Below are 25,464 nucleotides of genomic sequence, written 5' to 3' on the forward strand. Positions count from 1 at the left end.
AAGCTAACTAATTAAAAACGGGAGATGTCACTATGCTAGAACATGAATTTTTTAATAGTTTTATTTCGGTTTATAGACCTTATTTAAAATTAGCTGAACCGATTTTAGATAAACACAACATATATTATGGTCAATGGTTAATCTTACGTGATATCGCAAAACATCAACCAACCACACTCATAGATATTTCACATCGACGCGCGATTGAAAAACCAACAGCAAGAAAAACATTAAAAGTACTAATTGAAAATGAGTTAATTATGGTGGAAAACAGTTTAGAAGATAAACGCCAAAAGTTTTTAAGTTTAACCGAAAAAGGAAACGAATTGTATGGAACAGTTTGTGACGATATACAAATACTTCAACAATCTATCATCAAAAAAACTGAGATTTCAAATACTGAAATGACAGAAACAGTTAAAATAATGCATCAAATTCATGAAACACTATTGAAGGAGACAAGTAAAGATGAATCAAACAACAAATAAAGCACCAATTTTCACCAAAAGTTTTACCATTAACTTTATAGTTAATTTTATCGTTTATTTATGTATGTATTTATTACTAGTAGTCATAGCAGGTTACAGCAAACAAACATTCCACGCCTCTGATTCTCTAGCTGGTCTAGTAGTTGGGTTATTCATTGTTGGTTCTTTAATAGGTCGTTTTGGTACTGGAAAATTCGTCAATCAAATTGGCCCAAAACGCATATTATCTATTGGTTTGGTTGCTTTAATCCTGACTCAATTACTTTATTTTGTTGACGGTTCTTTAACATTTTTAATATTTGTTCGTCTTATTAACGGTATTGCCACTGCCATTGTAACTACGGCTACAGGTACTATTGCTGCTTACGTCACACCTGTTAATAGAAAAAGTGAAGGCATCAGTTTATTTTCACTTAGTTTGGTTTTAGGTACAGCAATTGGACCATTTCTTGGTATGTTACTTATCACAAAATATAGTATTAATTTACTTTTCATTATTTGTGCAGTATTAGGTGTACTAGGATTGATCATCTCATTATTTATAAAAGTTGATTTCGATATGTCCGAAAGTAAGACAAATCATAAAGTAATAGAAAAGCCTACATTTAGTATTCATCAATTTATTGCTAAAGAAGCCATTCCAGTGGCCACTGTCATGCTCTTAATCGGTATAACTTACGCATCAATCTTAACTTATTTACAAGCATTTGCTATCGAGCGTCAACTAGTTACAGCAGCAAGTTATTTCTTCATTTGTTACGCGATTGCATCATTAGTTACTAGACCGATTGCCGGCAGATTGATGGATGATAAAAATGAAAATGTGATTGTATACCCAGCATTTCTTATGCTCTTCTTGTCATTCGTATGTTTAATTATAAGTCATCAAAGTTGGCTAATTTTAATTGCTGGTGCATGTCTTGGTTTAGGTTACGGAAATTTATCATCTGCTATGCAGTCAATTGCTATTAAAGTCTCACCACCAATTAAATATGGCATTGCTACATCTACGTTTTATGTAGGGCTTGATGCTGGTGTCGGCTTTGGTCCATCGTTTCTAGGATTATTTAGCCATATGTTTTCACATAGTGAAATATTTGGTTTTATGGCAGCTTTAGCTATTATTACCATGGTTGTTTATTTCTTTGTTCATGGACGTCATGTTACACATAATGCTTCACACTAGCTGTCACTTATAAAAAAGCATGCTAATCAAATTACATCATTTGTCTGTCCCCAAGACATTGATACGATGTATTGATTAGCATGCTTTTATAAAATTAATTTGTAACGCTTAATACTTCTATTTCTTTTTTAATTTTGTCTAGTACTTTCTTTTGTGACGCACTATAGAAATAGAATACTTGTCTTTCATCCGTTTCAGAACGCAGTTTAGAAATAAGTTCTTTTTTGTAGATTTTACGGATAATCACATCAATTTTACTTGTATCCCATAACATTTCGAAATGTAATGTATCTCTTAATTCCTTACCACTAATCTTTTCAGCTTCATACACTTTAAAAAGTACTACAAACTCTTCAATAGAAATCTTGTGTGTTGATTTCAACCAGTGCTTTAACTGACTTAACTCTCTTTCTGCTTCTATAAAACGTTGAACCTTATTACTCATAATATGATGCCTCCTATGTTTCTTCTTAGATGTTTGTAATTCATATTATAATACAATTACTTAAATTAATTATATATCAAACTTAGCATTTTATCTATTACAAATATTAAATTGATGTCTATATCTTGTTTAGATTTATATCTTTTGGACAACTCGTTATTTAATTGACAAATTTTATACTTAAATACGATATTTTACAACTTAATGACTCAGCACTATTTTTGACAATAACATACATGTTGTTCATACACATTTTTAAATTTCGACAGCGTTAGCTGACTTATATAAATATAAAAACGATCATCTCTATATAATTTAGTATAGACATGACCGCTATTTTAGTGGGGAATTTAGTTATCTATACAATTAGAACGCATAGATAATACATTAATAATTTTTTCACTTCACAGAAAATCGTATGCTAACTTAAATTTAATTTAAAAACACATCATAGCATAATGATCCAAATGGTGGCTAAAATAATAAAAAGGCCTCACTTCATCTCATAGAAACTATCATACTTATAATATCTACGTGATGTTTACTTTCCATAAATAAAAGGTTGATAAACAAAAATTTATTTTAATCAATGCGACGTTAAATCATCTAACCACCAATATAATTCATATTAATTTTTTTACGTCGACGATTGGCAACAGTTTGTGCCGTTCTTTCATCTGAATAACGATCATCTCGCACATGCCATAACGCTTTGAACTGCTCTTTTAATTCTTCATCAGTTACACCAGAGCGAATAAACGACTTAACATTAAAACCATCGACAGTCGAGAATAAACACCCGTAAAATTTTCCATCTGATGATAATCTTGCACGTGTACATGACGAACAAAATGATTGTGACACGCTTGTAATCAATCCAAATTTAACACCATTGTCCTTGTGACGATAATATTTTGCAACTTCACCAAAGTATTTAGGTTCAACAGCTTCTATTTCAAAATTCTGTTCAATCATTGTAAGCATTTCATCTTTTGTTACCACCTTATTAAAATTCCAACCATTATCATTACCGACATCCATAAATTCTATAAATCGAATTTCAATGTGCTTTTGTTTAAAATAGTTAAGCATTGGTATAATTTGACCATCATTAATTCCTTTTTGTATAACAACATTAACTTTAACATTGAAACCTATAGATTTTGCATAATCGATTTGTTCCAATATCGTTGAAGCTTTAATATTTCGGTTATTAATTGATTGAAACAGCGTATCATCTATAGCATCTAGGCTGACATTAATTCTTCGAAGTCCAGCATCATATAATTTTTGACCATGTTTTTTTAATAATAAACCATTTGTTGTTAACCCAATATCTTCAATACCTTCGATTTGAGTTAATTTTGCAATGAGTTGATCTAAATCTCTTCGCATTAACGGTTCACCACCAGTAATACGAAGTTTTTTCACGCCTAATTCCGAATAAATTTTAGCAATTCTCGTCATCTCATCAAAAGTTAACAATTCATTTTTAGGTAAAAATACAAAGTCATCCCCAAAAACTTCTTTAGGCATGCAATAATCACATCTAAAATTACAACGATCTGTCACAGATAACCGTAAGTCACGGATTGGACGTCCTAGTTTATCTTTAATTTGTTCTACCATTTCCGGACCCCCTAATTACTTACAACATTTTTATTAATGTGTCCAAATCTTGTTGATAATTTATATTCTTATACCAATACGGTGGTGCATCTACATCATTCACGTCTAAACTGTCTGTAGATAACTCACGGTATACATTTTTAAAACTATAATTGTCTGAGTTTAAAGCTCTAGTTATAGTATCCAGTGCATTCGGACTATAGAAGGCAATGGTTGGTATAAATCGTCCTTCTTCTTTAAAAGCCGCAACATCCAAATGCGCTTCGATAAGGTGCGATACTAAAAATTGATACAAACTGCTAACAGCTTTACCAGTAATCATAGGTGTATCGACAGAAACGACAAAAAACAACTCCTCTTCAGGGCATTGTTTCATAATTGTATAAATACCTGATAATGGACCTTTATCTTGATGTTCATCATCATCTATAACAACATTTGGATAATCAAATTGCGTTGACAATTGCGCATTTGTACTTATAATAATTTCATTAAACATATTTGTCGAATTCAACGTATTAATTATTTTTCTATAAAAAGGTTCGCCGTTCAATTCTGCAAAAGCTTTCGGTTTACCAAAACGTTCTGAATGACCACCTGCAAGAATAATTGCTTTCATATAATTTTACCCCCCACTAACTGGTGGAATCAGTGCAACGGTATCATTCGGATTTATGAAATCAGATTTCTGTACAAATTCCTCATTTACAGCTACTTGAAATTTTTTATGATTTATTTGTGGATAACGTTCAAATAAAAAGCTTTCAAATTGCTGAACAGTTACCGCTTTTTCAAGCACAATATCTTCTTGTGATTTTTGTAAAATTTCTTTAATTTCTGCGAAGTAAAGTACCTTCATTTCTATTATTCCTCCCTCTTCGCTTCCTCATAATTACCTTTTTGATGACCTTGCCATTCAGAACCATCTTCCCAAATTTCTTTTTTCCATATTGGAACGATTTCTTTAATTCGTTCGATAGCGTATTCATTTGCTCGGTATGCATCTTTACGATGTGGCGATGATACTGCTATTAATACAGCAATATCCGAAATTTGTAATGGCCCTATTCTATGCACTATGCTCGTAATCGTACCTGGCCATCTTTCATTTATTTCATCCCCGATTTGTGCTAATTTCTTTTCAGCCATCGGAATATATGCTTCATATTCAAGATATTCCGTTTTAACTCCCTTAGTCCATTCTCGTACATGACCTGTAAAAACAACTATAGCTCCTTGATATTCATTAATAGTGAAATCTCGGTATGGGGCTGTTTCTATCGGATCAGTCACGATTTCAAATTGTTTCATTCATTTCAATCCTCTATTTAAATTGTGCGTCACAATCATTTTTCACTTTATTTAATAGCCAATTATCAAATAAGGTAAAATCATTTGTCTCCCTGACGTTAATGCTATAGCATATATTTGATAATAGTTGCAATTTCTCTAAATCTTGCTCATTTTGATAGACAATCACTTTGTCAAAAACGGCACTTTTGAAACCTTCAACTAAAATGATATTGGTGTCAATTGTAACAGATTTTTCAATAATTTGAGTAAGATTTTGATTTTCAACTCGTGTAACAGTTTGTTGAAATTCTAGACCTTGTACAATACTTTGATCTGCTCCTGCTTCAAAATGTTTCATATGATCTACATCATTATGCTGTAATTGAATATCTTCATCATAATGGCCATGATGTTTAATCGTAGCAACTTTATAACCTTGTGATTTTAGCAATGACACTGCATGTGACATTAGTGTTGTCTTTCCAGAATTTTTATAACCTACGATTTGTAAAATCATAAATGTAGTTCCTCTTCAGCAGCTTCTGATTCTGTCAAAATCACATCAACAGTATGACCTGCTTTGAAACCACGTGTACCTCCAGGTAGCATTATCATACAGTTTGCATGTGCAATCGCAACAACTGCACCTGATTTATTAAATCCAGAAGGCACTACAGTCGCACCGGCACTAGTTAATGTCGCCTTTGCACGAATAAAACGAGTGAATGGATTTGCTTTTGAAAAGTCTTCCATTAAAGTTGCTTTAACTACTTGTGGAAAGACTTCTAGCGCACCACACATATGTTTCACAGCTGGTTTGACAAATAGTTCAAATCCAGTGAAACATGCTGATGGATTCCCAGATAAGCCAAATAAGTATTTACCATTTGCAAATGCTACTGTTGTGACACTACCAGGACGCATTGCAACTTTATTAAATAGTACCTCAGCATTTACCGCTTTATAAATTTCCGGTAGATAATCAAAGTCTCCTACAGAAACACCACCAGTTGTAATCACGATATCATGATTACTCATGGCCTCTTTAACAATTTGAATACCACTTTCTAAATCATCTTTTTGCGTTTTATAAATACCTACTTCAAGACCTAATTTTTCAGCTAAAGCATGAATCATAGGCCCATTAGAATTACGAATTTTCCCATCTTCTAATGGGTCACTGACATCTAACAATTCACTTCCTGTTGCAATGACAGCAACGCTTGGTTGTTTAATAACTTGAACCTCAGTATAACCATACGTTGCTAATACCGCTATGGCACCTGGGTTAATCACTTGCCCTTTTTTCAGCACAATATCTCCAGTTGTTGTCTCCTCGCCTTTCAAAGAAATATTTTCATTTTTAGTAAAAGGTTTTCGGATTGTAAATGTATCTTCAAGTTCGATAGTTTGTTCAAACATAACGACTGCATCTGCACCTTCCGGAATTTGTGCCCCAGTCATAATTCTTACTGCCTTGTGCTCACCTACAACTTTATTAGAAACTGATCCAGCACCAATATGATCAATTACTTTAAATTCGATGCGATGTTGACCACTTGCACCTTGTGAATCAATGCTACGTATAGCAAAACCATCGTATGGTGATTTATCAAATCTAGGAATATCGTATGTAGCAACAATATCTTCCGCTAAAATATGACCTAAACTATTTTCAAGTGAAACCTTTTGTGATGGCATTGTACTTTGTTGCTTAACGATGCGTTGTATTGCTTCTTTAACCGGAATCGGGTTTCTTTTTTCTACTACCATTAAAAATCATCTCCAAAACTTTTATTTTTTCATGATATACTGGATGCATTAGGAGGGGTAAAATGACTGAATTTACTCATATTAATCAACAAGGTCATGCTAAAATGGTCGACGTTTCTGACAAAAACATTACAAAAAGAACTGCTGTCGCTCATTCAAGTATTACTGTAAACGAAACCATTTATAATCAAATAACCACAAATACCAATGCCAAAGGTAACGTATTAAATACTGCACAAATTGCTGGTATTATGGCGGCTAAAAATACTTCAACAATTATACCTATGTGTCATCCTTTACCATTGACTGGCATAGATATTAATTTTCAATGGGATGAAACACAGGCACCAAGCTATACATTAAATATACAAACAACAGTCTCAACTACTGGCAAAACTGGTGTTGAAATGGAAGCTTTAACTGCAGCTTCTGCAACCGCATTAACCATTTATGACATGACAAAAGCAGTCGATAAAGGTATGATCATTGGCGAAACATATCTTGAAAGTAAATCTGGCGGTAAATCTGGAGACTATCACCGATGATCAAATAAGTAACCAATTATTTTGTCAGCTCATGAATCAGATGATTTAATTCTGGTTTAATGAGCTTTTCTAATGCCAATTTAACTGCACCCGTTGACCCTGGTATTGAGAAAATCAACTTGTCATTAACTGTACCGGCAATAGCTCGCGATAATAAGGCACGCGTACCTACATCTTCTGCATAGCTTAAATATCTAAATAATTCTCCAAATCCTTCTATTTCTTTAGTAAGCATTGGTTTTACCGCTTCAATTGTTACATCCCTTTGGGCAATACCTGTTCCGCCAGTTGTAATGATGACATCTATATCTTCTTCTAACCATCTTGTAATTTGTGTTGTAATTGCTGTTGTGTCATCTTTGACTATTTTATAGTGTGCATCTGTCACTTCAACCTGTGCTTCTTGCAAAAGTTCACGTACACATTGACCACCTTTATCTGTAGTGAAATCTCTCGTGTCAGATACTGTCAAAACTGCTGCTTTTACAGTACGATTTAATTCTACGTTTTTATGTTCACCCATTACTAATCACTCCTTTTGTGTAATTAACCAAATAATAAATTCATTAAATGCACTGCATCTGATGTTCGTGTCATACCATGAATTAAAAACCTTCCACCATCAAATGCGACAATACGATGTCCATTAAATTCAAACATTACCATATACGTATTACTTCGATAATTTAATTGCTGATCATTTAAAAATTGAATGAGCATGTCTTGTGTAATTGCTGTATTTTCGTATTGAACTGTATCTCTACCACATAACGTTGCATAATATTGCTCATTTTTATTCAAATACGGATAACTTGGTGTATCACCACAAGTTGTACAGTTTGAACGTTGCATTTTACTGAAACCAAATGAATAATGACTCCCTTCCCAAATATCGCCGTAAGTTATTTTCGTTTCAATCGGTTGCTCCGTAAGTATTTTCATCGCATCTCTCAACTGTAAGCTCGTCGTCATAGTCACAGCAGGTTGAATAACGCCAACTGTATCACATGTTAAATTTAATGCCGGTAATTGAGGTACTAAACAATTGAAACATGGCGTTTCTCCAGGAATAAATGTAGCTTCTGTATATGTACTTTGTACTACACCACCATAAATCCAAGGAATACGATGTTTATATGCAAAATCATTAATTAATTGGCGCGTTTCAAAATTATCTGTTGCGTCAATGATAACGTCAACACGCTGTCCATGTGACTCTAAAAAGTAATAATCAACATGTGCAATAAAATCTTCAACTTCTATATCACTTCGAATATCTAACAGATGCTTTTTGGCAGCAACAACTTTAGGCATCATTTTCAATGCATCATCTTCTGTAAATAGCGTTTGTCTTTGTAAATTACTAAATTCAATATAATCTCTATCAACGATTGTTAATTTAGCAATACCGGCTCTCGTAAGTCCTTCTGCTACATGAGTGCCTAAAGCCCCCATGCCTACTATTAGTGCATGTTTATGATTAATTTTGTCTTGACCCTTTTCGCCTATTTGTTTAAATAAAATTTGTCTTGAATAACGTTCTCGGCTCACATTTAGTTATCCTTTCTTTTTATCATTACTTTCATTATATGACGCGCGTCAATTCCTCTCAAAATTCGCGCCCAAAAAAGAGCCTAAAACATATTTAAAATGACGATAGAATCATACACTTCTATCATGTTTAAAACGTTTTAAACTCTTTCTTAATACACACTATAATGATTACCCAATTGTGATAATTTCATGCGCCATCTGTTCCGCTTCATAATTAGAGTGTGTCACAAAGATAATTGGTATATGCCATTCTTTAAAAATACGTTTAACTAATGTTATACTTTCATCTTTTGTAACATCATCCAAACTAGAAAAAGGTTCATCTAATAAAATTAAATCTGGCTTGGTACTGAGCGCTCGTGCAAGTGCAACACGTTGTGCTTCCCCACCAGATAATGTCATAGGATATTGATCAATTAAATGATTGATGTTTAATGTTTTCATTAACTGATTAATGTGCTCTGATGGTTCAGCCATAAACGTAATATTTTTATAAACAGTCATGTTCGGAAATAGTTGATAATCCTGAAAAAGATAACCAATACGGCGTTGTTGTATTTTAACGTTAATATTATTTTCAGTATCTGTAAGCATTCGCCCATTCACTTCAATAATTGCTTTATCTGCATTTCGTAATCCTGCAATCATATTTAAAATAGTTGTTTTGCCGATACCAGACGGGCCACGCACTGCATATATTTTAGGTTCAACGTCATCTATATTTATATGGATTAAAGTATCTTTTAATTGATATTTCAAATTAATTTTAAGCATCTAGTCGACCTCCTTGTATTTATCTCTATTCAATAAATTGATAGTTGAAATGACTACAATAGAGAATGCAACTAGTACTAATACCCATAACCAAGCTTCATTTTCACGGCCTTGTTCAACTAAGAAATAAATTTCTAAAGGTAGCGTGTTCGTTTTATTTGGAATATATCCAGCAACCATTAAGGTAGCCCCAAATTCACCTAATGCACGTGCAAAACTCATCATAACGCCTGCTAAAATAGAACGTTTAGCTAAAGGTAAAATTAATTTAAGAAAAATTTTCGTTTCACTAGCTCCCATAGTTCTAGCTGTATTAATCATTTTGGCATCTATACCTCTAAAACCCTGCACTGTATGTTGATACATTAACGGAAAACTAACAATGACAGATGCAATTACAGCACCTGTCAAAGTAAACACTACGGGTAAATGTAGTACATTAGCAAAGAATTGACCAATTGGTCCTCTTGGCGAAAAAATGATTAATAGAATAAAACCTAATACCGTTGGCGGTAAAACAATAGGTAATATCAAAAAACTTTCCAATACTTTAACCCATGAACCTTTACGACGATACAGCCATTTTGATATGAATATACCTAAAATAGTTACAATTATCGTACTAATAACAGCAACCCGTATTGATATCCAGAAAGGTGTTAAGTCAGGCATGGATTACAACTCCTTACGCTGCAAAGTGATATTCTTTAAGAATTTCTTTAGCTTTATCAGATTTTAAGAATTCCATCCATTCTTTTGCTAATTTATTATCTGATGTCGCGCCTGCTTCATACGTAATTGGTTTCTTCAATTGAATATCTTGAATTTCTTTTACAGTATCAATTTTTTTGTTTTGTTTATATAAATCTGTTTTATATACAAAACCTTGTTTTGCATTACCTTTTTCAACGTAGTTTAATACTTGCTTTACATCTTTCGCATACACAATTTTGTTTTCAACATCTTTAAATAAATTATTATTATCTAAATATTGTTTAGCGTATTTACCAGCTGGTACAGTTTTCACTTCACCTAAAGCTAATTTGTCATTATCTTTTAAATCTTTAACTGATTTATAGTTAGAATTTTTATCGCCGATTAACACTAAAGTATTTTTCGCATATTTATATGTATCATGTGCTTTATTTTTATCTTTTAATGCATCTACATCTTTAGTATTTGCAGACATGAAGACGTCAACTGGTGCCCCTGATTCGATTTGCTTTCTTAATGCCCCTGATCCACCATAGTTAAATTTAATATCAGCATTTTTATGCTCTTTCTTAAATTCCGATCCCAATTTTTTTGTTACATCTGTTAAACTTGCAGCTGCTGCAATTTGAATTTCTTGCTTTTTACCATTGTCTGCAGCATCTTTCTTACTATCTTTACTATCATTTGAATTTGAACATCCGGCTAATACTAGACATAATGCCATAATAATAGCTACAATATGTTTCATTTTCATCGTGTGATACCCCCATTTTTAATGATAATTACACTCCCATTATACACCTACTCATTATTTTGAAAAGATGTATTTATTTTCAAATGAACATACACATACTTACTAAAAGTCTCCATAGTTCTTTGTTACTCTATGAACAACAAGTAAATAAAGTCATTTCTTTGCATAACACAATAATTGCTTTCTATTATTTTAATTTCGAAAAAATTGTGACATAAGCAAATATGTTAAAATATTAAGCAAATTGATTTAAAATGAAGACCAAGCTATATAAAGGGGTTAGATGATGAATAAAGATGTATCTTTAGATCAACCAGTTGTTAGATACGAAGACGGAAAGTTATTTGAGACAACGGATCAATATGTGACTGAATTTCCACTTACAATTATGGTTAATGGTGAAGAATTTGCCACAGTCATATGTAGTCCAACAAATCTTGAAGAACTTGTTATTGGTTTTTTGGCTTCCGAGGGAGCGATTTTAAAAAGAGCTGAGTTGAAATCGATAATGATAGATGACAGTAAAGGTTTTGCACATGTTGAACTTACAAAAGATTTAGGAGATCGTTTTCAATATTCAACAAAACGCATGATTGCATCTTGTTGTGGGAAAAGTCGTGAATTTTATTTTCAAAATGATGCTGCAATTGCCAAAACTTCGATGTCTAAAATCACTTTAACCCCTCAACAAATTATTAATATGATGACTCGCCTTCAAAGTGCTAGCTATATTTTCCAAGAAACAGGCGGTCTTCATAATGCTGCTATTAGTGATGGCCTTTCATTTTTCGAACATCGACAAGACATTGGTAGACATAATGCTCTTGATAAACTTTATGGATTTTGTATTCAACGACATATTACTGTTCGAGATAAAGTATTGATTTTTAGTGGTCGAATTTCATCTGAGATTTTAATTAAAGCTGCGAAAATTGGTGTAGGTGTTATCTTATCCAAGTCGGCACCAACAACACTTGCGGTAACTTTAGCAAACGATCTTAATATTACTGCTGTTGGATTTATACGAAATGGTGGTTTTAATATTTATAGCCATCCAGAGCGCATAGTTGAATCTGAAAAATAAGCAAATAAAGCTTATCTTTATTTTAAAGTTCAATACATTTATCAATTTCTATATTTTGACTGATTATGTACAACTATAAAAAGCGGAACCTAGGGACATTGATTTTTGTCCTAGGCTCCGCTTTTTATCTTTTGTATTGCTAAAATTTTATTACTTTTTTAAACAAGGAAGAATGATATTGTTTTAACAATTACTTGTGCCAACCATCCAGGAACACCGATACTCTTTAGCCAGTCTTGGGCAGCATCTTCAATACTGCCTGTGAAATTGGTAACACTATTTAAATATTTCAAAAAACCATCAATTGTAATTGCTGCAGCCCATTTTTTCTTTTGTTCACTACTAAGAGGTAATTTATTAATGGCAGACTTGATTGCTCCATTAATTTTATCTTTATTTTTCTGCAAAAGTGCTTTAGCAGCTTTTAACGTAAGTGTCGCTTTTCCTTCTTTTTCAACTTCTACATTTGCACCATTTTCTTTTGCAGCCTGTCTTGCAATTTCATCATAGTCAATATTCTTCTGTAATTCGTTTGCACTTGTCGGATTTACTTTTTCACTTGCATTGGAAATAGGAGCTATCACCCCAGAAGCTAAGATTAAAACTGATAATGATGTTACAAAAGTCTTTTTCAATGAAATTACCTCCTGAATTAAGTAATAAAAGCAACTTGCATAAAAATAATATCACTTTCGAAAGACAATTATTTAAATCACACTAATATTTTACGTAAACTTATCAAAATCAATAATATTAACATACAATCTTTTGTATAAAAGCAATTTAACTACATAAATCTTTTAGCTTTTACGAGCATACAATTGAAAACAAATATTGAAATGTCCATTTAAAAGTCTTTACAATTCATTATCGTACTTTACTATTTAAGCATTAATTCTAACTACACCTGCCTATAAATATAAAAAAACAGAAAGTCAATCTCATAAATTGAAATTGATTTCCTGCTTTTTTAATTATTAATGTTTATTTCGCATTACTATATGTTCAATTATTAAGTAATATACTTACAAGCTAACTTTACTTGCCTACATATCTTCCTTTAATAGTTGATAGCAAAACGATTGATAAATATACCCTTGTTTCACATACATATCTTTAGCTGTATCTTCACCATCAGCAATTAAAATAATTGGTTTATGATTTCTAGACATTGCATATTCACCTATCAACGATTGCATTGTTGAACCAATTCCTTGATTTCTGAATGATTCTAAAACACCAAACGCATCTATTTCGATATAATGTTCACTTTCAATTACATCTACTACACCAACAGGTTCATTATTTAAATAAGCAACTAAGCGCTTAATTGCATCATCTTGATAATTTGCTTTCACCATTTCTTCATGTGCATCGGCAAATTCTGTTCCAAAAGGTAAACTAAATTGATACGACACTTTTAAATAATCATTGATATTTATTTCATCGACAATTGCAATTTTAATTTCACCATTGCGTGGTAATTTAGCAAGTTGATCACTTTCTATCGCATATAATTCCATAATACCTAATTGAAAGTTCATCTTTTTAAACATAGACATCCAAGATGGATCTAATAATTCATTTTCTGGAAAATGAAAAGAGTAATGATTTGAACCTTGCTCAGTATGTAATTGACGTTGTCTTTTTAAATCTAGTAACCATTGCTCTTGTGTAGGCGTCTTTTTGTATATCCAAGTATTATTAGTATATTGATATGGAGTTGAAGGCGTTAAATAAATTGTTTGCATATCATTATTTTCCAAAATACTACCATCACAGTATATATTCGACATATTCATCGTATTCATTATTACGCACTCCTTTTACTCCATACTATAATAAAATCAACCTACTTGTGTACCTTAATTGTAATTATTTCAACCCCATAATTTGACGGAATTTTGAGTGATTCAGTAAAGCCACACCAATCAAACTTGCGATAATTGCTTTTAAAATATCTCCCGGCAAGTATGCAATTGAAATTGATATTGCCTTTGTAAAAGGTATATTTATAATCATTCCCATAATCAAAGTCCCAATAATATCTAGACCGATGACACCAAAGGCAAAAACGCCAGCAAATAATACCCAAAAGTTGATTTCATTGATGAATCTATCGCGTACCGCACCAATCATAAATGCTACAACTGGATATAATAGTAAAAATCCGGCAGATGGACCTGCGAATACGCCAATACCACCGCGACCACCTGATAATAATGGTAAACCTGCAACGACTAATAATAAGAAGACGATAACACTTAATGTGCCATATTTGCGTCCTAAAATTATACCTGCCAAGAAAATCCCAATATTTTGCAAGACAATTGGTACTGCTGAAAACGGTAAAGGTATTACTGGAACCAACCCTAAAATGGCTATTATTGCCGTCATTAAAGCTGTATATACTAATTGTTTCGTTGTCATAATTTACTTCCTTTCATATTTCATGGAAATAATTATAGCATCATTGTAAACTTTATAAAATAAAAAGTTTACAATGGATAGTTCTATACTCATTAAAATAATAATTATTACGTACACAAGTTAATCTACTTTTTTAGCTAGTGCTGTAATATAATCGAAAAATGCTTTGTTATCAACACTATCAATAACATTTACTTTACGACCATTCGCACATTCATATGTCTTCCCTTGACTTGGACCATGGCTCATTACATCTACTGTTTTCTCAACTGAATAAACTAAATCAGGCATTCCTATATATGCAGTTGTTAAAACATCCCATAAAAAGTATGTAGAATTCGTAATAAAGTGTGTCAATGGCGGCACAGCTGCATAACTTACACCTAAAAAGTCTACACCTGGATATTGACGCTCATTTGCCCATCTTTGTCTAACATCTAATGTTAACGGTACTTGATTTGTACTTTCTAACGCAACCATGTCAATCTGAATATCACTATCAAAGACAATTTTAACAGCTTCAGGATCCCAAAAAGCATTCCATTCTGCAGTACCATCATGTTCAGGTTCTTCAACATTTCCTTTCGGCAAAAATGTTCCACCCATCCAAACTAAGCGTTCAATACGCTTTGTAATAGAAGGATCTTCTTGTAGTGCTTTAGCTAAATCTGTAAGTGGCCCTGTAAATAATAGTATAACGTTTTCTGTTTGCTCATTTAAAACGTGAATGATATCTTCATATGCTTCTTTGTCACTTATTTTCGAAGTTGTCTCTGCAACAGGCTCATTTAGAATCGGCAATGCATCCATAAAAAAAGCGTGCATTCGCCATTCTTTTGGAAATGGATTTTTCCCTCTTTCATATGATGGGGCAACTTTAATGTTTTCATTAGAAAATCGATTAATAATTTTTATAGATGCGCTAACAGATGGTTCTAAATAACAATCTGCGCCAATTGTACTTACACCTATTAATTTTATATTCTCCATTTATAATAATAAAAATAATGATATTAAATCATCTACGCCACCATCATGATTAAAATAAACATTCTTAGTCATTTGAAATCCCCTTCGAGTTAAAATTTTAATAATGCCTTGTTATTATTACTAACAGCATCATCTTATCTTATTTACCAAATTATACCATTTCGATAGATTAGTTCTTCATTTCACCATTTTTCTATAAAAGATTATAATATATTATTCTTAAAATGAATTTACAATTTAAATACACAAAAAATAAGAGCTTAACACGATATCAAAAATTGATTTGTGCTAAACCCTCATTCTACTTATTTGTATATCTTCATTATTTAGAAGCTTTAATTAATTTTTCTTTTAAGTCTTTTCTCATGAAATCTAAAGTATAAGGATCGTTATACCAATAAGTACCTGCATCTACTTTAACAATGTGTCCTTCTTTTGTTGCTTTCAAGTTCTTCCACATGTTTGTAGACTCGTATCCAGGTGTTGGTTTTCCTTCACTTGTGCTTACAATATAATCGCCAGCATATTTTTCGATTTCTTCTTGTTTCACTTCAGCCCAACCTGCTTTTTCAGTTAACTTTTGTTGTTCAGGTTGCATTTTCAAACCAAATGCTTGATATAAAACTTCTCCACCACGACCCCAGTTATCGCCGTATGTGTAAAGTTTTTTATCGAATTCATCAAATAATGAAACTGTTGCATTTTGTCCGATTGCTTTTTTAATTTCCTTACCGTCTTTAGCTGTAGTTTCTTCCCATTCTTTCTTCCAAGCTTTTACTTTGTCTTCTTTACCAACAATTTTCCCTAACATTTCTTGTTGTTCAAGATATTTATGCTTGTTATAGTCAACTACAACTGTAGGTGCTACTTTTTGATATTTTTTAATATCTTTATCAGTTGAATACACGATAATTAAATCAGGCTTTTCTTTAGCAACTTTTTCTACATCGCCATCGCCAATTTTTGTAACATCTTTAAATTTATCTTTTAATACCTTGCTTTGATCAACTTGTTGATTCACTGCTACAATATTTGCACCTAATTTTTTAAGACCACCAGCATATGTTGGTGCAACAACTGCTATACGTTTAGGATCTTTTGGTATATCTACCGTTTTGCCATCGTCCATTTTGTATGATTTAGTTTCAGCTTTGTCATCTTTTCCACCTTGGTTCCCACACGCTGCTAATACTAAAACCAAAATTATTAATGGTAATAATAGTTTTTTCATAATTTCCTCCTATTGAATAATATTGAAAATGATTATCAATTACTACAAAATTATACAAGATTACATATTCATTTACAATAGCTATCAATGTTTAATTTTTAATTTTTACAAAGAATTTTGCAAAATTTCCTATTTAAATGATTCAATCGCATAAAAAAGATGAACCATTATATTGAACTTTACTCTAACTTCATTCAACAAGTGATTCATCTTTTTATTATTAAAATGTGTTTGTAATACTTTTAGCAATATTAGTATACGCCGCATCTTCCATAGGCGGATTGTGTAATCCGGCGCGCATATCACGATAGTAACGTTGCAAAGGACGGCTCATTTCTAAACTTTTAGCCCCGACAATTCGCATTGCTATATCAACCACCTCAAGACCTTGATTCATCACCATAACTTTACTCGCACTTGTTGCATTTCTAATTTGACTATCATCTTTAAATAATTGATAGCCTTTTGCAGTACTCCATAAAAATTGTCTAGCAGACAACAACAAAGTTTCCATCTTACCTAAATTTTGTTGTACAGTTGGCAATGTTGCAATTGTACCTTCAATACTGTTTGGACTATGTTGCATGGCAAAATCTACTGCATAATTTCTGGCTGCTTGAGCTATGCCTAAATAACAACTTGGTATATGCAAAATCCAACCATTAGGGGATTTACTTCGTTCTGTTTCAACTAAGTGATTCAATGGAACTTTTACATCATTTAAAATTAGGTCATGACTCTCTGTCGCTCGCATACCCATAACATCCCAATTGTCAGCAATTTCAACTCCTGGTGTATCTCTATCTACCAAGAAAAAACCAACCGTTCCTAATTCTTCTATATACGCACCAACAATAATGTGCGTTAACACTTTACTCATCGAAGTATAAGTTTTCACACCATTTAGTAAATAACCATCAGCAACTTTCACAGCATTTGTACTTGGTCTGCCACCTCTAGTCGGGCTACCCATCTCCGCTTCACTGACCGCTCTATTTACTAATGCACCTTTTTTAATTTCATCAGCAAATTGATTCAACATTTCTTGAGACCATAATTGTTGCTCATAAATTTGTCCAATTACACTGACATGCCAACCTATTGATAATGCTGTGGCGCCATCCAGTTCACCTAAAAATGATTGTAGTATGACCATATCTTCCACAGTGGCTCCTTCACCACCGTATTTTTTTGGTAAAGTCAATTGCCCATATCCTTCTTTAATTAACCATTCGATGTTGCTATAAGGAAACTCACTATGTTTATCATTGTGGTTAGCCCTTGCTTTGAATGTATTTTCAATCGATTTAAATTTTTCAATCCATTTCTTTTGAATTTCACTCGTAATTAAAAAGGAATTTTTCATACCATTCATCTTCGTCACCCCACACGTTACATAATATTAATAATTTAATCCTAGTTTAACACTCGACTTTCAAAATAAAAAGGAACGTGCTGTGAACTTTATAATTCAAAATTAAGTAAGCGACTTAAAACATCATTTTAGATTCAAAAATAAAATGCATCTTAAACCATTTTCGAGGTACATGATTTAAGATGCCTATTCATATAAGTTGTTATTAATTTTACTTCGCGATGTCTTCTCTTTCTTGTCGAATTCCTGCAAACAACAATATCCAAGTGGCAATAATAAACGGTAAAGTTAATGCAGGTAAGCCAAATGGTTCAAGTAACGTAGCTGTTCCTAATTGCACTACAACTGTTAATAATACCCCTAAAAATGTCGCAATATATGGATTAATCGCTGTTTTGAATGTATAGCCCAACGCGATAGCCATTAATACAAAATTATAACCAAACAAACCTTGGTTTATATCATCATAGTTTCCACCTAAAAGTGCGACAATGATAAAACTTAATAAACTTGCAACAATTGCTAATAACGCCGCTTTTCTAGATGCAATCAAAATCCCTACTAAAATGAATATACCGCCAAGCACACTCGCTTCAACGAACACTTGACTAAAGCCTTCAAACAATGACTGAACAAAATGAATTTGATCACTATTATGGTTAAATTTAATGTCTTCAATATTTTCCGGAATTAATTTTAATGGTGTCTCGACATATTTAACCTGGCCTGACAACAAAATCGTAAACCACGTTACAATGACAAACGGCATTGTCAACATAGGTACTTTATATGGTCTTAAAACTTCTCTCACCGCTGCGGCTACAGGCAAAGTTAATAAAGTTGCTATAATCGTAATAACAATATCTAATATTGATTTTTCCAAAAATATCGTTAATGCAACAGCAGTTAATACAGGATTAAACCCTGCTAAACCGTCATTAATTTCTTCTTTACTATAATTTATATAACGTGCAAACACATAAGCTATGAGACTACCAATTATTGCCGCTAAACCAACTGTCCAATCAGCAACAAATAAACCTATTAAAATAAATAATCCAGTCCACTTATTATTTAATAACACCACCTGAGATATGTTTTTTAAAAGAACATCTATCATCTTCAAAATATCCACCTTTTCCTTGAATGTTTACTTTTAAATATACTACCATTCTTCAAAAAGTTATATTAAAAACTCTTTTCTTTTTAAAATAAATATATCTTACCATTTGAATGACAATAGATTATTTAGTTTTGACAAGGAAATGCTAAAAATATAATTTTCATTTTACACACTTATTGTTGTATATTACTTGTTTATCACAACAATTAGGATTAAGATAAATTTTGTAATTTCTATATTATATGAAAGTGGGGGTTTTAATTTGCATTTTACACAACGAGAGCAAGACAAATTAATGATAGTTGTTGCAGCGGAAGTTGCACGTCGTCGTAAAGCAAGAGGTTTAAAACTTAATCATCCTGAAGCATTAGCATTAATCAGTGATGAATTATTAGAAGGCGCACGAGACGGCAAAACTGTTGCTGAATTAATGAGTTACGGTAGACAAATTTTAAACAAGGAAGACGTCATGGATGGTGTAGAACACATGATTACAGATATAGAAATCGAGGCTACATTCCCCGATGGTACAAAGTTAATTACAGTGCATCACCCTATTGTTTAAAGGAGGAAGTCAAATGATACCTGGAGAAATTATTACTAAAAGTACAGAAATAGAGATCAACAAACATCATCCAGAAACTATTATCGAAGTAAAAAATACGGGAGATCGTCCAATTCAAGTTGGTTCACATTTTCATTTCTACGAAGCAAATGCAGCATTAGATTTCGAACGTGAAATGGCATACGGCAAACATTTAGACATTCCTGCTGGTGCAGCTGTTCGTTTTGAGCCTGGAGATAAAAAAGAAGTCCAACTAGTTGAGTATGCTGGCAAACGTAAAATTTATGGTTTCCGTGGTATGGTCAACGGCCCTATCGATGAATCACGTGTCTATCGTCCAACAGATGAAAACGATAAGTATGCGGGTGTATTCGGTGATGAAGGTGAAGAAAATGTGAATAAAAAAGGAGGAAAAAGATCATGAGCTTTAAAATGACTCAAAATCAATATACGAGTTTATATGGTCCAACTGTAGGAGATTCCATTCGATTAGGTGATACAAACTTGTTTGCACAAATTGAAAAGGATTACGCAGTATATGGTGAAGAAGCTACTTTCGGTGGTGGTAAATCTATCCGTGACGGTATGGCTCAAAATCCTCGTGTAACACGTGATGATGTTAATGTAGCAGACTTAGTTATTTCTAATGCCGTTATTATCGATTACGATAAAGTTGTAAAAGCAGATATAGGTATTAAAAACGGTTATATCTTTGCCATTGGTAATGCCGGCAACCCAGATATAATGGATAATGTCGACATTATTATTGGTTCTACTACAGATGTTATTGCAGCAGAAGGTAAAATCGTAACTGCTGGTGGTATAGATACTCACGTTCATTTTATCAACCCTGAACAAGCAGAAGTTGCACTTGAAAGTGGTATTACAACGCATATTGGCGGCGGTACTGGTGCTTCTGAGGGATCGAAAGCTACTACTGTAACACCTGGTCCTTGGCATATTCATAGAATGTTAGAAGCTGCAGAAGGTTTACCAATCAATGTTGGCTTTACTGGTAAAGGACAAGCAACTAACCCCACTGCACTTATCGAACAAATTAATGCAGGTGCAATTGGTTTAAAAGTACATGAAGACTGGGGTGCAACACCATCAGCTTTAAGCAATGCTTTAGATGTTGCTGATGAATTCGATGTTCAAATTGCTTTACATGCCGATACTTTAAATGAAGCAGGTTTTATGGAAGATACGATGGCAGCAGTAAAAGACCGCGTACTTCACATGTATCATACTGAAGGTGCTGGTGGCGGACATGCCCCTGATTTAATTAAATCAGCAGCATTTTCAAATATATTACCTTCATCTACGAATCCAACATTACCATATACGCAAAATACAGTAGATGAACATTTAGATATGGTTATGATTACTCACCATTTAAATGCTGCTATTCCTGAAGATATTGCATTTGCTGACTCACGTATTCGAAAAGAAACAATCGCAGCAGAAGATGTACTTCAAGATATGGGTGTATTTAGTATGATTAGTTCTGATTCACAAGCCATGGGACGTGTAGGTGAAGTGATTACAAGAACATGGCAAGTGGCACACCGTATGAAAGAACAACGTGGTCCATTAGATGGCGACTTTGAACATAATGATAATAATCGTATTAAACGTTATATTGCTAAATATACAATTAACCCAGCCATTACACATGGTATTTCTGAATATGTAGGTTCTATCGAGCCAGGCAAACTTGCTGACATCGTTTTATGGGATCCAATTTTCTTCGGTGTTAAACCCGAATTGATTGTAAAAGGTGGTTTAATTAATTCAGCCGTTAACGGAGATGCCAATGGTTCTATTCCTACATCTGAACCACAGAAATATCGTAAAATGTACGGTCAATATGGTGGTAACATTACTAGCACATCAATGACATTCGTATCTAAAACTGCATATGAAAATGGTATTAACCGTGCATTAAACTTAAAACGCATGGTTCGCCCTGTTAAAAATATTAGACAATTATCTAAAGCAGACATGAAAAATAATAGTGCTACCCCTAATTTGGATGTAGATCCGCAAACATATGAAGTATATGTAGACGGTGAAAAAATTACAAGTCAAGCAGCAACAGAGTTACCATTAACTCAAAGATACTTCTTATTCTAGGAGGAACATAAAATGATTATAGAAGAAATTCAAGGCAATATTGCCAATTTATCAGATTCAGAAAAGCAAAAGCATGTTGAAAAAGTCTATCTTGAAAACTCAGATCTTGTTAAACGTATTCAAAGAGTCGTTACAGATCATGGTAATGAAATTGGTATCCGTTTAAAACAACCAATCGACTTGCAATACGGAGATATTTTATATGCGGATGATCATAATATGATTATTGTTGATGTAAATTCAGAAGATGTCTTAGTCATTCAACCACGAACACTACAAGAAATGGGTGACATTGCACATCAACTAGGAAATCGCCATTTACCTGCACAATTTACAGAAACTGAAATGTTAGTACAATACGATTATTTAGTAGAAGATTTATTAAAAAATCTAGGTATTCCATATGTTCATGAAGATCGTAAAGTTAATAAAGCCTTCAGACATATAGGACATTCTCATGATTGATCATAAGCATTTAAGATTATTTCAGTTCTGTGATTCACAGTTTCCAACAGGCGCATTCAGTCATTCGTTTGGTCTTGAAACATATATTCAAAGAAATGTGATTCATGATGATCAAACTTTTATTGCATGGCTAAAAATGTTTTTAACAGAACAACTCACCTATTCTGATGGTTTAGCAATGCGATTAGTTTATGATGCATTAGAAAATAATGACGCGCAAAAAGTATTAAAAATAGACAAATTATTATTTGTTCAGAATTTACCTAAAGAAACGCGTGTTGGTTCAAAACAAATGGGTACGCGTATGGTTAAACTTGCATTAGAACTATATGATAGCGAGTGGATAACTTGGTATCACCAACAAATGAAAGAGAAACATGCAAAGTTAAACCCAGCAATATGTTTTACAATGTTAGGACACCACTTAGGTGTAGATATTGAAACAATTATTGATTATTACTTATATCAAAATGTTTCAAGTTTAACTCAAAATGCTGTACGTGCCATACCACTTGGACAAACTGCTGGTCAGCAAGTGGTTACTCATATGATTCCTTATATCGAAGCAACGAGAAAACATATTTTCGAATTAAAAGAGTCTGATTTCGGCATGACAGCGCCTGGTTTAGAACTAAATCAAATGGCGCATGAAAACGTCAATGTTAGAATTTTCATATCATAGGAGGTTATAATTGTGGCAAATCCGATTAAAATTGGTATTGGTGGACCTGTTGGCGCAGGTAAAACACAATTAATTGAAAAAGTAGTAAGACGTCTTTCAAAAGAAATGAGTATCGGCGTTATTACAAATGATATTTATACTAAAGAAGACGAAAAAATATTAGTTAACACTGGTGTTTTACCAGAGGATCGTATTATTGGTGTTGAAACAGGTGGTTGTCCTCATACAGCTATTCGTGAAGATGCTTCTATGAACTTCGCAGCAATTGATGAACTATTGGAACGTCATGATGACATTGAATTAATCTTCATAGAATCTGGCGGTGATAACTTAGCAGCAACATTCAGCCCTGAGCTTGTTGATTTTTCAATTTATATCATCGACGTAGCTCAAGGTGAAAAGATTCCACGTAAAGGTGGACAAGGTATGATTAAATCTGATTTCTTCGTCATTAATAAAACTGATTTAGCACCTTATGTTGGTGCATCACTTGAACAAATGGCTAAAGATACTAAAGTGTTCCGTGGTAATCGACCATTTGCCTTCACTAACTTAAAAACTGATGAAGGCTTAGATGATGTTATTGATTGGATAGAACGCGACACACTGCTTAAAGGACTATCATAATGGATGAACAACAGTGGACTGGACAACTTGATATAACAGTGTTTTTTGACGGTAATAGATCCGTATCACGAGATATCTTCTTCGAAAAAGCACTTAAAGTGATACGTCCAGTCTATCTAAATCACTCACCTATTCCTACATTTTATATCGTTAACGTAGGCGGTGGTTATTTAGATGGGGATCGCTACCGTATGAATATTAATGTCGAAGATAACGCAAAAGTGACTTTAACGTCGCAAGGTGCTACAAAAATATATAAAACGCCTACCGACCATGTTGAACAGTATCAAACATTCACATTAAAAGATGACGCATATATAGAATATGTAGCTGATCCAATTATCGCATATGAAAATGCTAAATTTTATCAACACAATACTTTCAACCTTAATAGTTCAAGTTCATTATTTTATACCGATATTTTAACGCCAGGTTATTCAAAAAATGGTGAGCCTTTTAAATATCGCTATATGCACTTGATTAATGAAATATATGTTGATCATGAACTCGTTACGTATGACAATCTTTTACTAGACCCAAATAAACAATCAATTAATGATTTGGGTTATATGGAACACTATTCTCACTATGGCTCAGCTTATTTTATTCATAGCGAAGTGAACCAAAAGTTAATTGACAAAGTATATGAAACTATTCAACCTTTAGCTTCTACATTCGATTGTCGCATCGCAATATCTCAATTACCTACACACGGTTTCGCAGTTAGAATTCTAGCACACCGTACCCAAGTTATTGAGAAATTACTAGGTGCTATTCAAGGTTATATTGCAGAAAACATTTACGATCGCAAACTTGATTTTCTAAGAAAATATTAAAATAAAAAAAGACTAGTGTACCTATTTTCACTCTTACCATTATGAAAAAAGGTATTGCTAGTCTTTAACTTTAATTAAAGCATCTTCAATATTTAAATTTTAAGTTAATGTTATGTCCCAATGCTGAATAAATGACTTTCGTTTTAATAAATCATTATCGTTCAATGCTATTAAACGCAATTAACCTTGAATTAATTTTTAATGTATTCTTCTAATTCTGAAATCAATTTTTGAATATTTGCTTTTTGTGTATCTGTAACAAAAACGATTACTGTTCTTTCGTCGTGTAAACTTCTTTTCTTAGATAATAATTTTAAATCTTTAAGCTTTTGTAAAGCTTTAGTTAAATAGTAAGGCTTGAACTCTGAACATTTAGCAATCTCTTTAGAAGAGATTTCGTTAGACTCACTTTTTAAAATATGATTTAAAATATAAATCTCTTCATAGTTCAAATTGTATTTTTTCTTTGTATCTCTGAAAAACTTCTTAACTTGAAATGTTGCGTTGACTAAATCATTAATGTCATTAATTTTACTCATTATTAAACCACTCCTCTGATGCACATCTTGTTGTAGCAAGGTTCACATGTATTTATTAAATCGAAACTCTATCCAACTATGTTATAAAGTTTATTCTAAACAAATAAGTATAAAAATTCAATATTTTTATTACTAGAATATGGATTTATACATTTATTTCTTATAATAATTTGACGTTTAAGATATTTTGCCAAATTGAAAATTATTAGTCTGAATATTTTGTATC

General features: G+C 32.7%; 30 protein-coding genes and 1 pseudogene. 11 read left to right on the forward strand and 20 right to left on the reverse strand.

The genetic code is table 11. The features are described 5' to 3' along the window. Nucleotides 1-32: 32 nt before the first annotated feature. Together ML436_11505 and ML436_11510 are read left to right on the forward strand one after the other, a co-directional pair. Nucleotides 33-488 (forward strand): winged helix DNA-binding protein, encoded by a 456-nt coding sequence (locus ML436_11505; protein UMT77745.1) that lies wholly within the window; start codon nt 33-35, stop codon nt 486-488. Beyond that, on the forward strand, nt 469-1,674 hold the full coding sequence (locus ML436_11510) for an MFS transporter (GenBank protein ID UMT77746.1): 1,206 nt from the start codon (nt 469-471) through the stop codon (nt 1,672-1,674). The genes ML436_11505 and ML436_11510 overlap by 20 nt, the downstream gene beginning before the upstream one ends. A 94-nt stretch (nt 1,675-1,768) precedes the next feature. On the opposite strand, the gene sarV is transcribed toward ML436_11510, so the two are convergent. The 7 genes from sarV to ML436_11545 form a co-directional block, all read right to left on the reverse strand. After that, a complete protein-coding gene (gene sarV / locus ML436_11515) occupies nt 1,769-2,119 on the reverse strand; it encodes an HTH-type transcriptional regulator SarV (GenBank protein ID UMT77747.1) in 351 nt (116 codons plus the stop codon). 606 nt (nt 2,120-2,725) lie between these two features. Then, a complete protein-coding gene (gene moaA / locus ML436_11520; GenBank protein ID UMT77748.1) occupies nt 2,726-3,748 on the reverse strand; it encodes a GTP 3',8-cyclase MoaA in 1,023 nt (340 codons plus the stop codon). Nucleotides 3,749-3,767: 19 nt separating this feature from the next. Further along, nucleotides 3,768-4,367, reverse strand: coding sequence for a molybdenum cofactor guanylyltransferase MobA (gene mobA / locus ML436_11525; protein UMT77749.1), 600 nt, complete (start codon nt 4,365-4,367; stop codon nt 3,768-3,770). A gap of 6 nt (nt 4,368-4,373) precedes the next feature. Further along, a complete protein-coding gene (gene moaD, locus ML436_11530) occupies nt 4,374-4,607 on the reverse strand; it encodes a molybdopterin converting factor subunit 1 (GenBank protein UMT77750.1) in 234 nt (77 codons plus the stop codon). A gap of 5 nt (nt 4,608-4,612) precedes the next feature. After that, on the reverse strand, nt 4,613-5,059 hold the full coding sequence (locus tag ML436_11535; protein UMT77751.1) for a molybdenum cofactor biosynthesis protein MoaE: 447 nt from the start codon (nt 5,057-5,059) through the stop codon (nt 4,613-4,615). A 13-nt stretch (nt 5,060-5,072) separates the two neighbouring features. After that, nucleotides 5,073-5,558: a molybdopterin-guanine dinucleotide biosynthesis protein B gene (gene mobB, locus ML436_11540; GenBank protein UMT77752.1), complete on the reverse strand. Its 486-nt coding sequence runs from the start codon at nt 5,556-5,558 to the stop codon at nt 5,073-5,075. Further along, the gene (locus ML436_11545; GenBank protein ID UMT77753.1) at nt 5,555-6,814 is read right to left on the reverse strand and encodes a molybdopterin molybdotransferase MoeA; all 1,260 of its coding nucleotides are present in this window, start codon (nt 6,812-6,814) and stop codon (nt 5,555-5,557) included. The genes mobB and ML436_11545 overlap by 4 nt, the downstream gene beginning before the upstream one ends. 62 nt (nt 6,815-6,876) lie before the next feature. Between ML436_11545 and moaC the strand changes: the two genes are divergently transcribed. Next, nucleotides 6,877-7,359, forward strand: a complete 483-nt coding sequence (gene moaC, locus ML436_11550) for a cyclic pyranopterin monophosphate synthase MoaC (GenBank protein ID UMT77754.1) — start codon at nt 6,877-6,879, stop codon at nt 7,357-7,359. Nucleotides 7,360-7,375: 16 nt separating this feature from the next. Here the strand turns inward: moaC and ML436_11555 are convergent, their stop codons facing one another. The 5 genes from ML436_11555 to modA all read right to left on the reverse strand — a co-directional run bounded on the left by ML436_11555 (nt 7,376) and on the right by modA (nt 11,155). After that, complete coding sequence (locus tag ML436_11555) at nt 7,376-7,882, reverse strand: molybdenum cofactor biosynthesis protein MoaB (GenBank protein ID UMT77755.1); 507 nt, start codon at nt 7,880-7,882, stop codon at nt 7,376-7,378. Between the two features lie 23 nt (nt 7,883-7,905). Then, on the reverse strand, nt 7,906-8,910 hold the full coding sequence (locus ML436_11560; GenBank protein UMT77756.1) for a ThiF family adenylyltransferase: 1,005 nt from the start codon (nt 8,908-8,910) through the stop codon (nt 7,906-7,908). Nucleotides 8,911-9,081: 171 nt separating this feature from the next. Continuing rightward, nucleotides 9,082-9,687 carry an ATP-binding cassette domain-containing protein gene (locus ML436_11565; protein UMT77757.1) on the reverse strand — a complete coding sequence of 202 codons (606 nt, stop codon included), beginning with the start codon at nt 9,685-9,687 and terminating at the stop codon, nt 9,082-9,084. Further along, entirely contained in the window at nt 9,688-10,359 is a 672-nt protein-coding gene (modB, locus tag ML436_11570) for a molybdate ABC transporter permease subunit (GenBank protein UMT77758.1), read from the reverse strand. It lies immediately after the preceding gene. 13 nt (nt 10,360-10,372) lie between these two features. Further along, nucleotides 10,373-11,155 (reverse strand): molybdate ABC transporter substrate-binding protein, encoded by a 783-nt coding sequence (modA, locus tag ML436_11575; protein ID UMT77759.1) that lies wholly within the window; start codon nt 11,153-11,155, stop codon nt 10,373-10,375. Between the two features lie 286 nt (nt 11,156-11,441). Here modA and fdhD point away from each other — a divergent pair, with 286 nt between their 5' ends. Beyond that, nucleotides 11,442-12,239: a formate dehydrogenase accessory sulfurtransferase FdhD gene (fdhD, locus tag ML436_11580; protein ID UMT77760.1), complete on the forward strand. Its 798-nt coding sequence runs from the start codon at nt 11,442-11,444 to the stop codon at nt 12,237-12,239. Nucleotides 12,240-12,397: 158 nt separating this feature from the next. Here fdhD and ML436_11585 read toward each other — a convergent pair whose 3' ends face one another. The 7 genes and pseudogenes from ML436_11585 to yut form a co-directional block, all read right to left on the reverse strand. After that, nucleotides 12,398-12,874, reverse strand: coding sequence for a hypothetical protein (locus tag ML436_11585; GenBank protein UMT77761.1), 477 nt, complete (start codon nt 12,872-12,874; stop codon nt 12,398-12,400). A gap of 411 nt (nt 12,875-13,285) precedes the next feature. Then, nucleotides 13,286-14,050: a GNAT family N-acetyltransferase gene (locus ML436_11590; protein UMT77762.1), complete on the reverse strand. Its 765-nt coding sequence runs from the start codon at nt 14,048-14,050 to the stop codon at nt 13,286-13,288. A 64-nt stretch (nt 14,051-14,114) separates the two neighbouring features. Next, entirely contained in the window at nt 14,115-14,669 is a 555-nt protein-coding gene (locus tag ML436_11595) for a biotin transporter BioY (protein UMT77763.1), read from the reverse strand. 120 nt (nt 14,670-14,789) lie between these two features. After that, nucleotides 14,790-15,731 (reverse strand): annotated as a pseudogene (locus tag ML436_11600) (nucleoside hydrolase). A gap of 250 nt (nt 15,732-15,981) precedes the next feature. Further along, complete coding sequence (locus tag ML436_11605; protein ID UMT77764.1) at nt 15,982-16,890, reverse strand: ABC transporter substrate-binding protein; 909 nt, start codon at nt 16,888-16,890, stop codon at nt 15,982-15,984. 220 nt (nt 16,891-17,110) lie between these two features. Continuing rightward, nucleotides 17,111-18,265: an acyl-CoA/acyl-ACP dehydrogenase gene (locus ML436_11610; protein UMT77765.1), complete on the reverse strand. Its 1,155-nt coding sequence runs from the start codon at nt 18,263-18,265 to the stop codon at nt 17,111-17,113. A gap of 211 nt (nt 18,266-18,476) precedes the next feature. Further along, nucleotides 18,477-19,391 (reverse strand): urea transporter, encoded by a 915-nt coding sequence (yut, locus tag ML436_11615; GenBank protein ID UMT77766.1) that lies wholly within the window; start codon nt 19,389-19,391, stop codon nt 18,477-18,479. 259 nt (nt 19,392-19,650) lie between these two features. On the opposite strand from yut, the gene ML436_11620 reads away from it, so the two are divergent. From ML436_11620 to ML436_11650, 7 genes are read left to right on the forward strand one after another with little or no spacing between them, the layout of a single operon-like run. Then, entirely contained in the window at nt 19,651-19,953 is a 303-nt protein-coding gene (locus ML436_11620; GenBank protein UMT77767.1) for an urease subunit gamma, read from the forward strand. Nucleotides 19,954-19,966: 13 nt separating this feature from the next. Beyond that, nucleotides 19,967-20,377, forward strand: a complete 411-nt coding sequence (locus ML436_11625; protein ID UMT77768.1) for an urease subunit beta — start codon at nt 19,967-19,969, stop codon at nt 20,375-20,377. After that, nucleotides 20,374-22,089 (forward strand): urease subunit alpha, encoded by a 1,716-nt coding sequence (gene ureC, locus ML436_11630; protein ID UMT77769.1) that lies wholly within the window; start codon nt 20,374-20,376, stop codon nt 22,087-22,089. Before ML436_11625 ends, ureC begins: the two co-directional genes overlap by 4 nt. A 12-nt stretch (nt 22,090-22,101) precedes the next feature. Beyond that, entirely contained in the window at nt 22,102-22,554 is a 453-nt protein-coding gene (ureE, locus tag ML436_11635; GenBank protein ID UMT77770.1) for an urease accessory protein UreE, read from the forward strand. Then, a complete protein-coding gene (locus tag ML436_11640) occupies nt 22,547-23,236 on the forward strand; it encodes an urease accessory protein UreF (GenBank protein ID UMT77771.1) in 690 nt (229 codons plus the stop codon). Before ureE ends, ML436_11640 begins: the two co-directional genes overlap by 8 nt. 12 nt (nt 23,237-23,248) lie before the next feature. Beyond that, nucleotides 23,249-23,863 carry an urease accessory protein UreG gene (ureG, locus tag ML436_11645; protein UMT77772.1) on the forward strand — a complete coding sequence of 205 codons (615 nt, stop codon included), beginning with the start codon at nt 23,249-23,251 and terminating at the stop codon, nt 23,861-23,863. Then, on the forward strand, nt 23,863-24,699 hold the full coding sequence (locus ML436_11650) for an urease accessory protein UreD (GenBank protein ID UMT77773.1): 837 nt from the start codon (nt 23,863-23,865) through the stop codon (nt 24,697-24,699). Before ureG ends, ML436_11650 begins: the two co-directional genes overlap by 1 nt. Before the next feature lie 191 nt (nt 24,700-24,890). Here the strand turns inward: ML436_11650 and sarR are convergent, their stop codons facing one another. Then, nucleotides 24,891-25,238: an HTH-type transcriptional regulator SarR gene (gene sarR, locus ML436_11655; GenBank protein UMT77774.1), complete on the reverse strand. Its 348-nt coding sequence runs from the start codon at nt 25,236-25,238 to the stop codon at nt 24,891-24,893. Nucleotides 25,239-25,464: the final 226 nt, after the last annotated feature.

Origin of the sequence: Staphylococcus roterodami (assembly GCA_022493055.1) — a bacterium.
GTDB classification, from domain to species: domain Bacteria; phylum Bacillota; class Bacilli; order Staphylococcales; family Staphylococcaceae; genus Staphylococcus; species Staphylococcus singaporensis.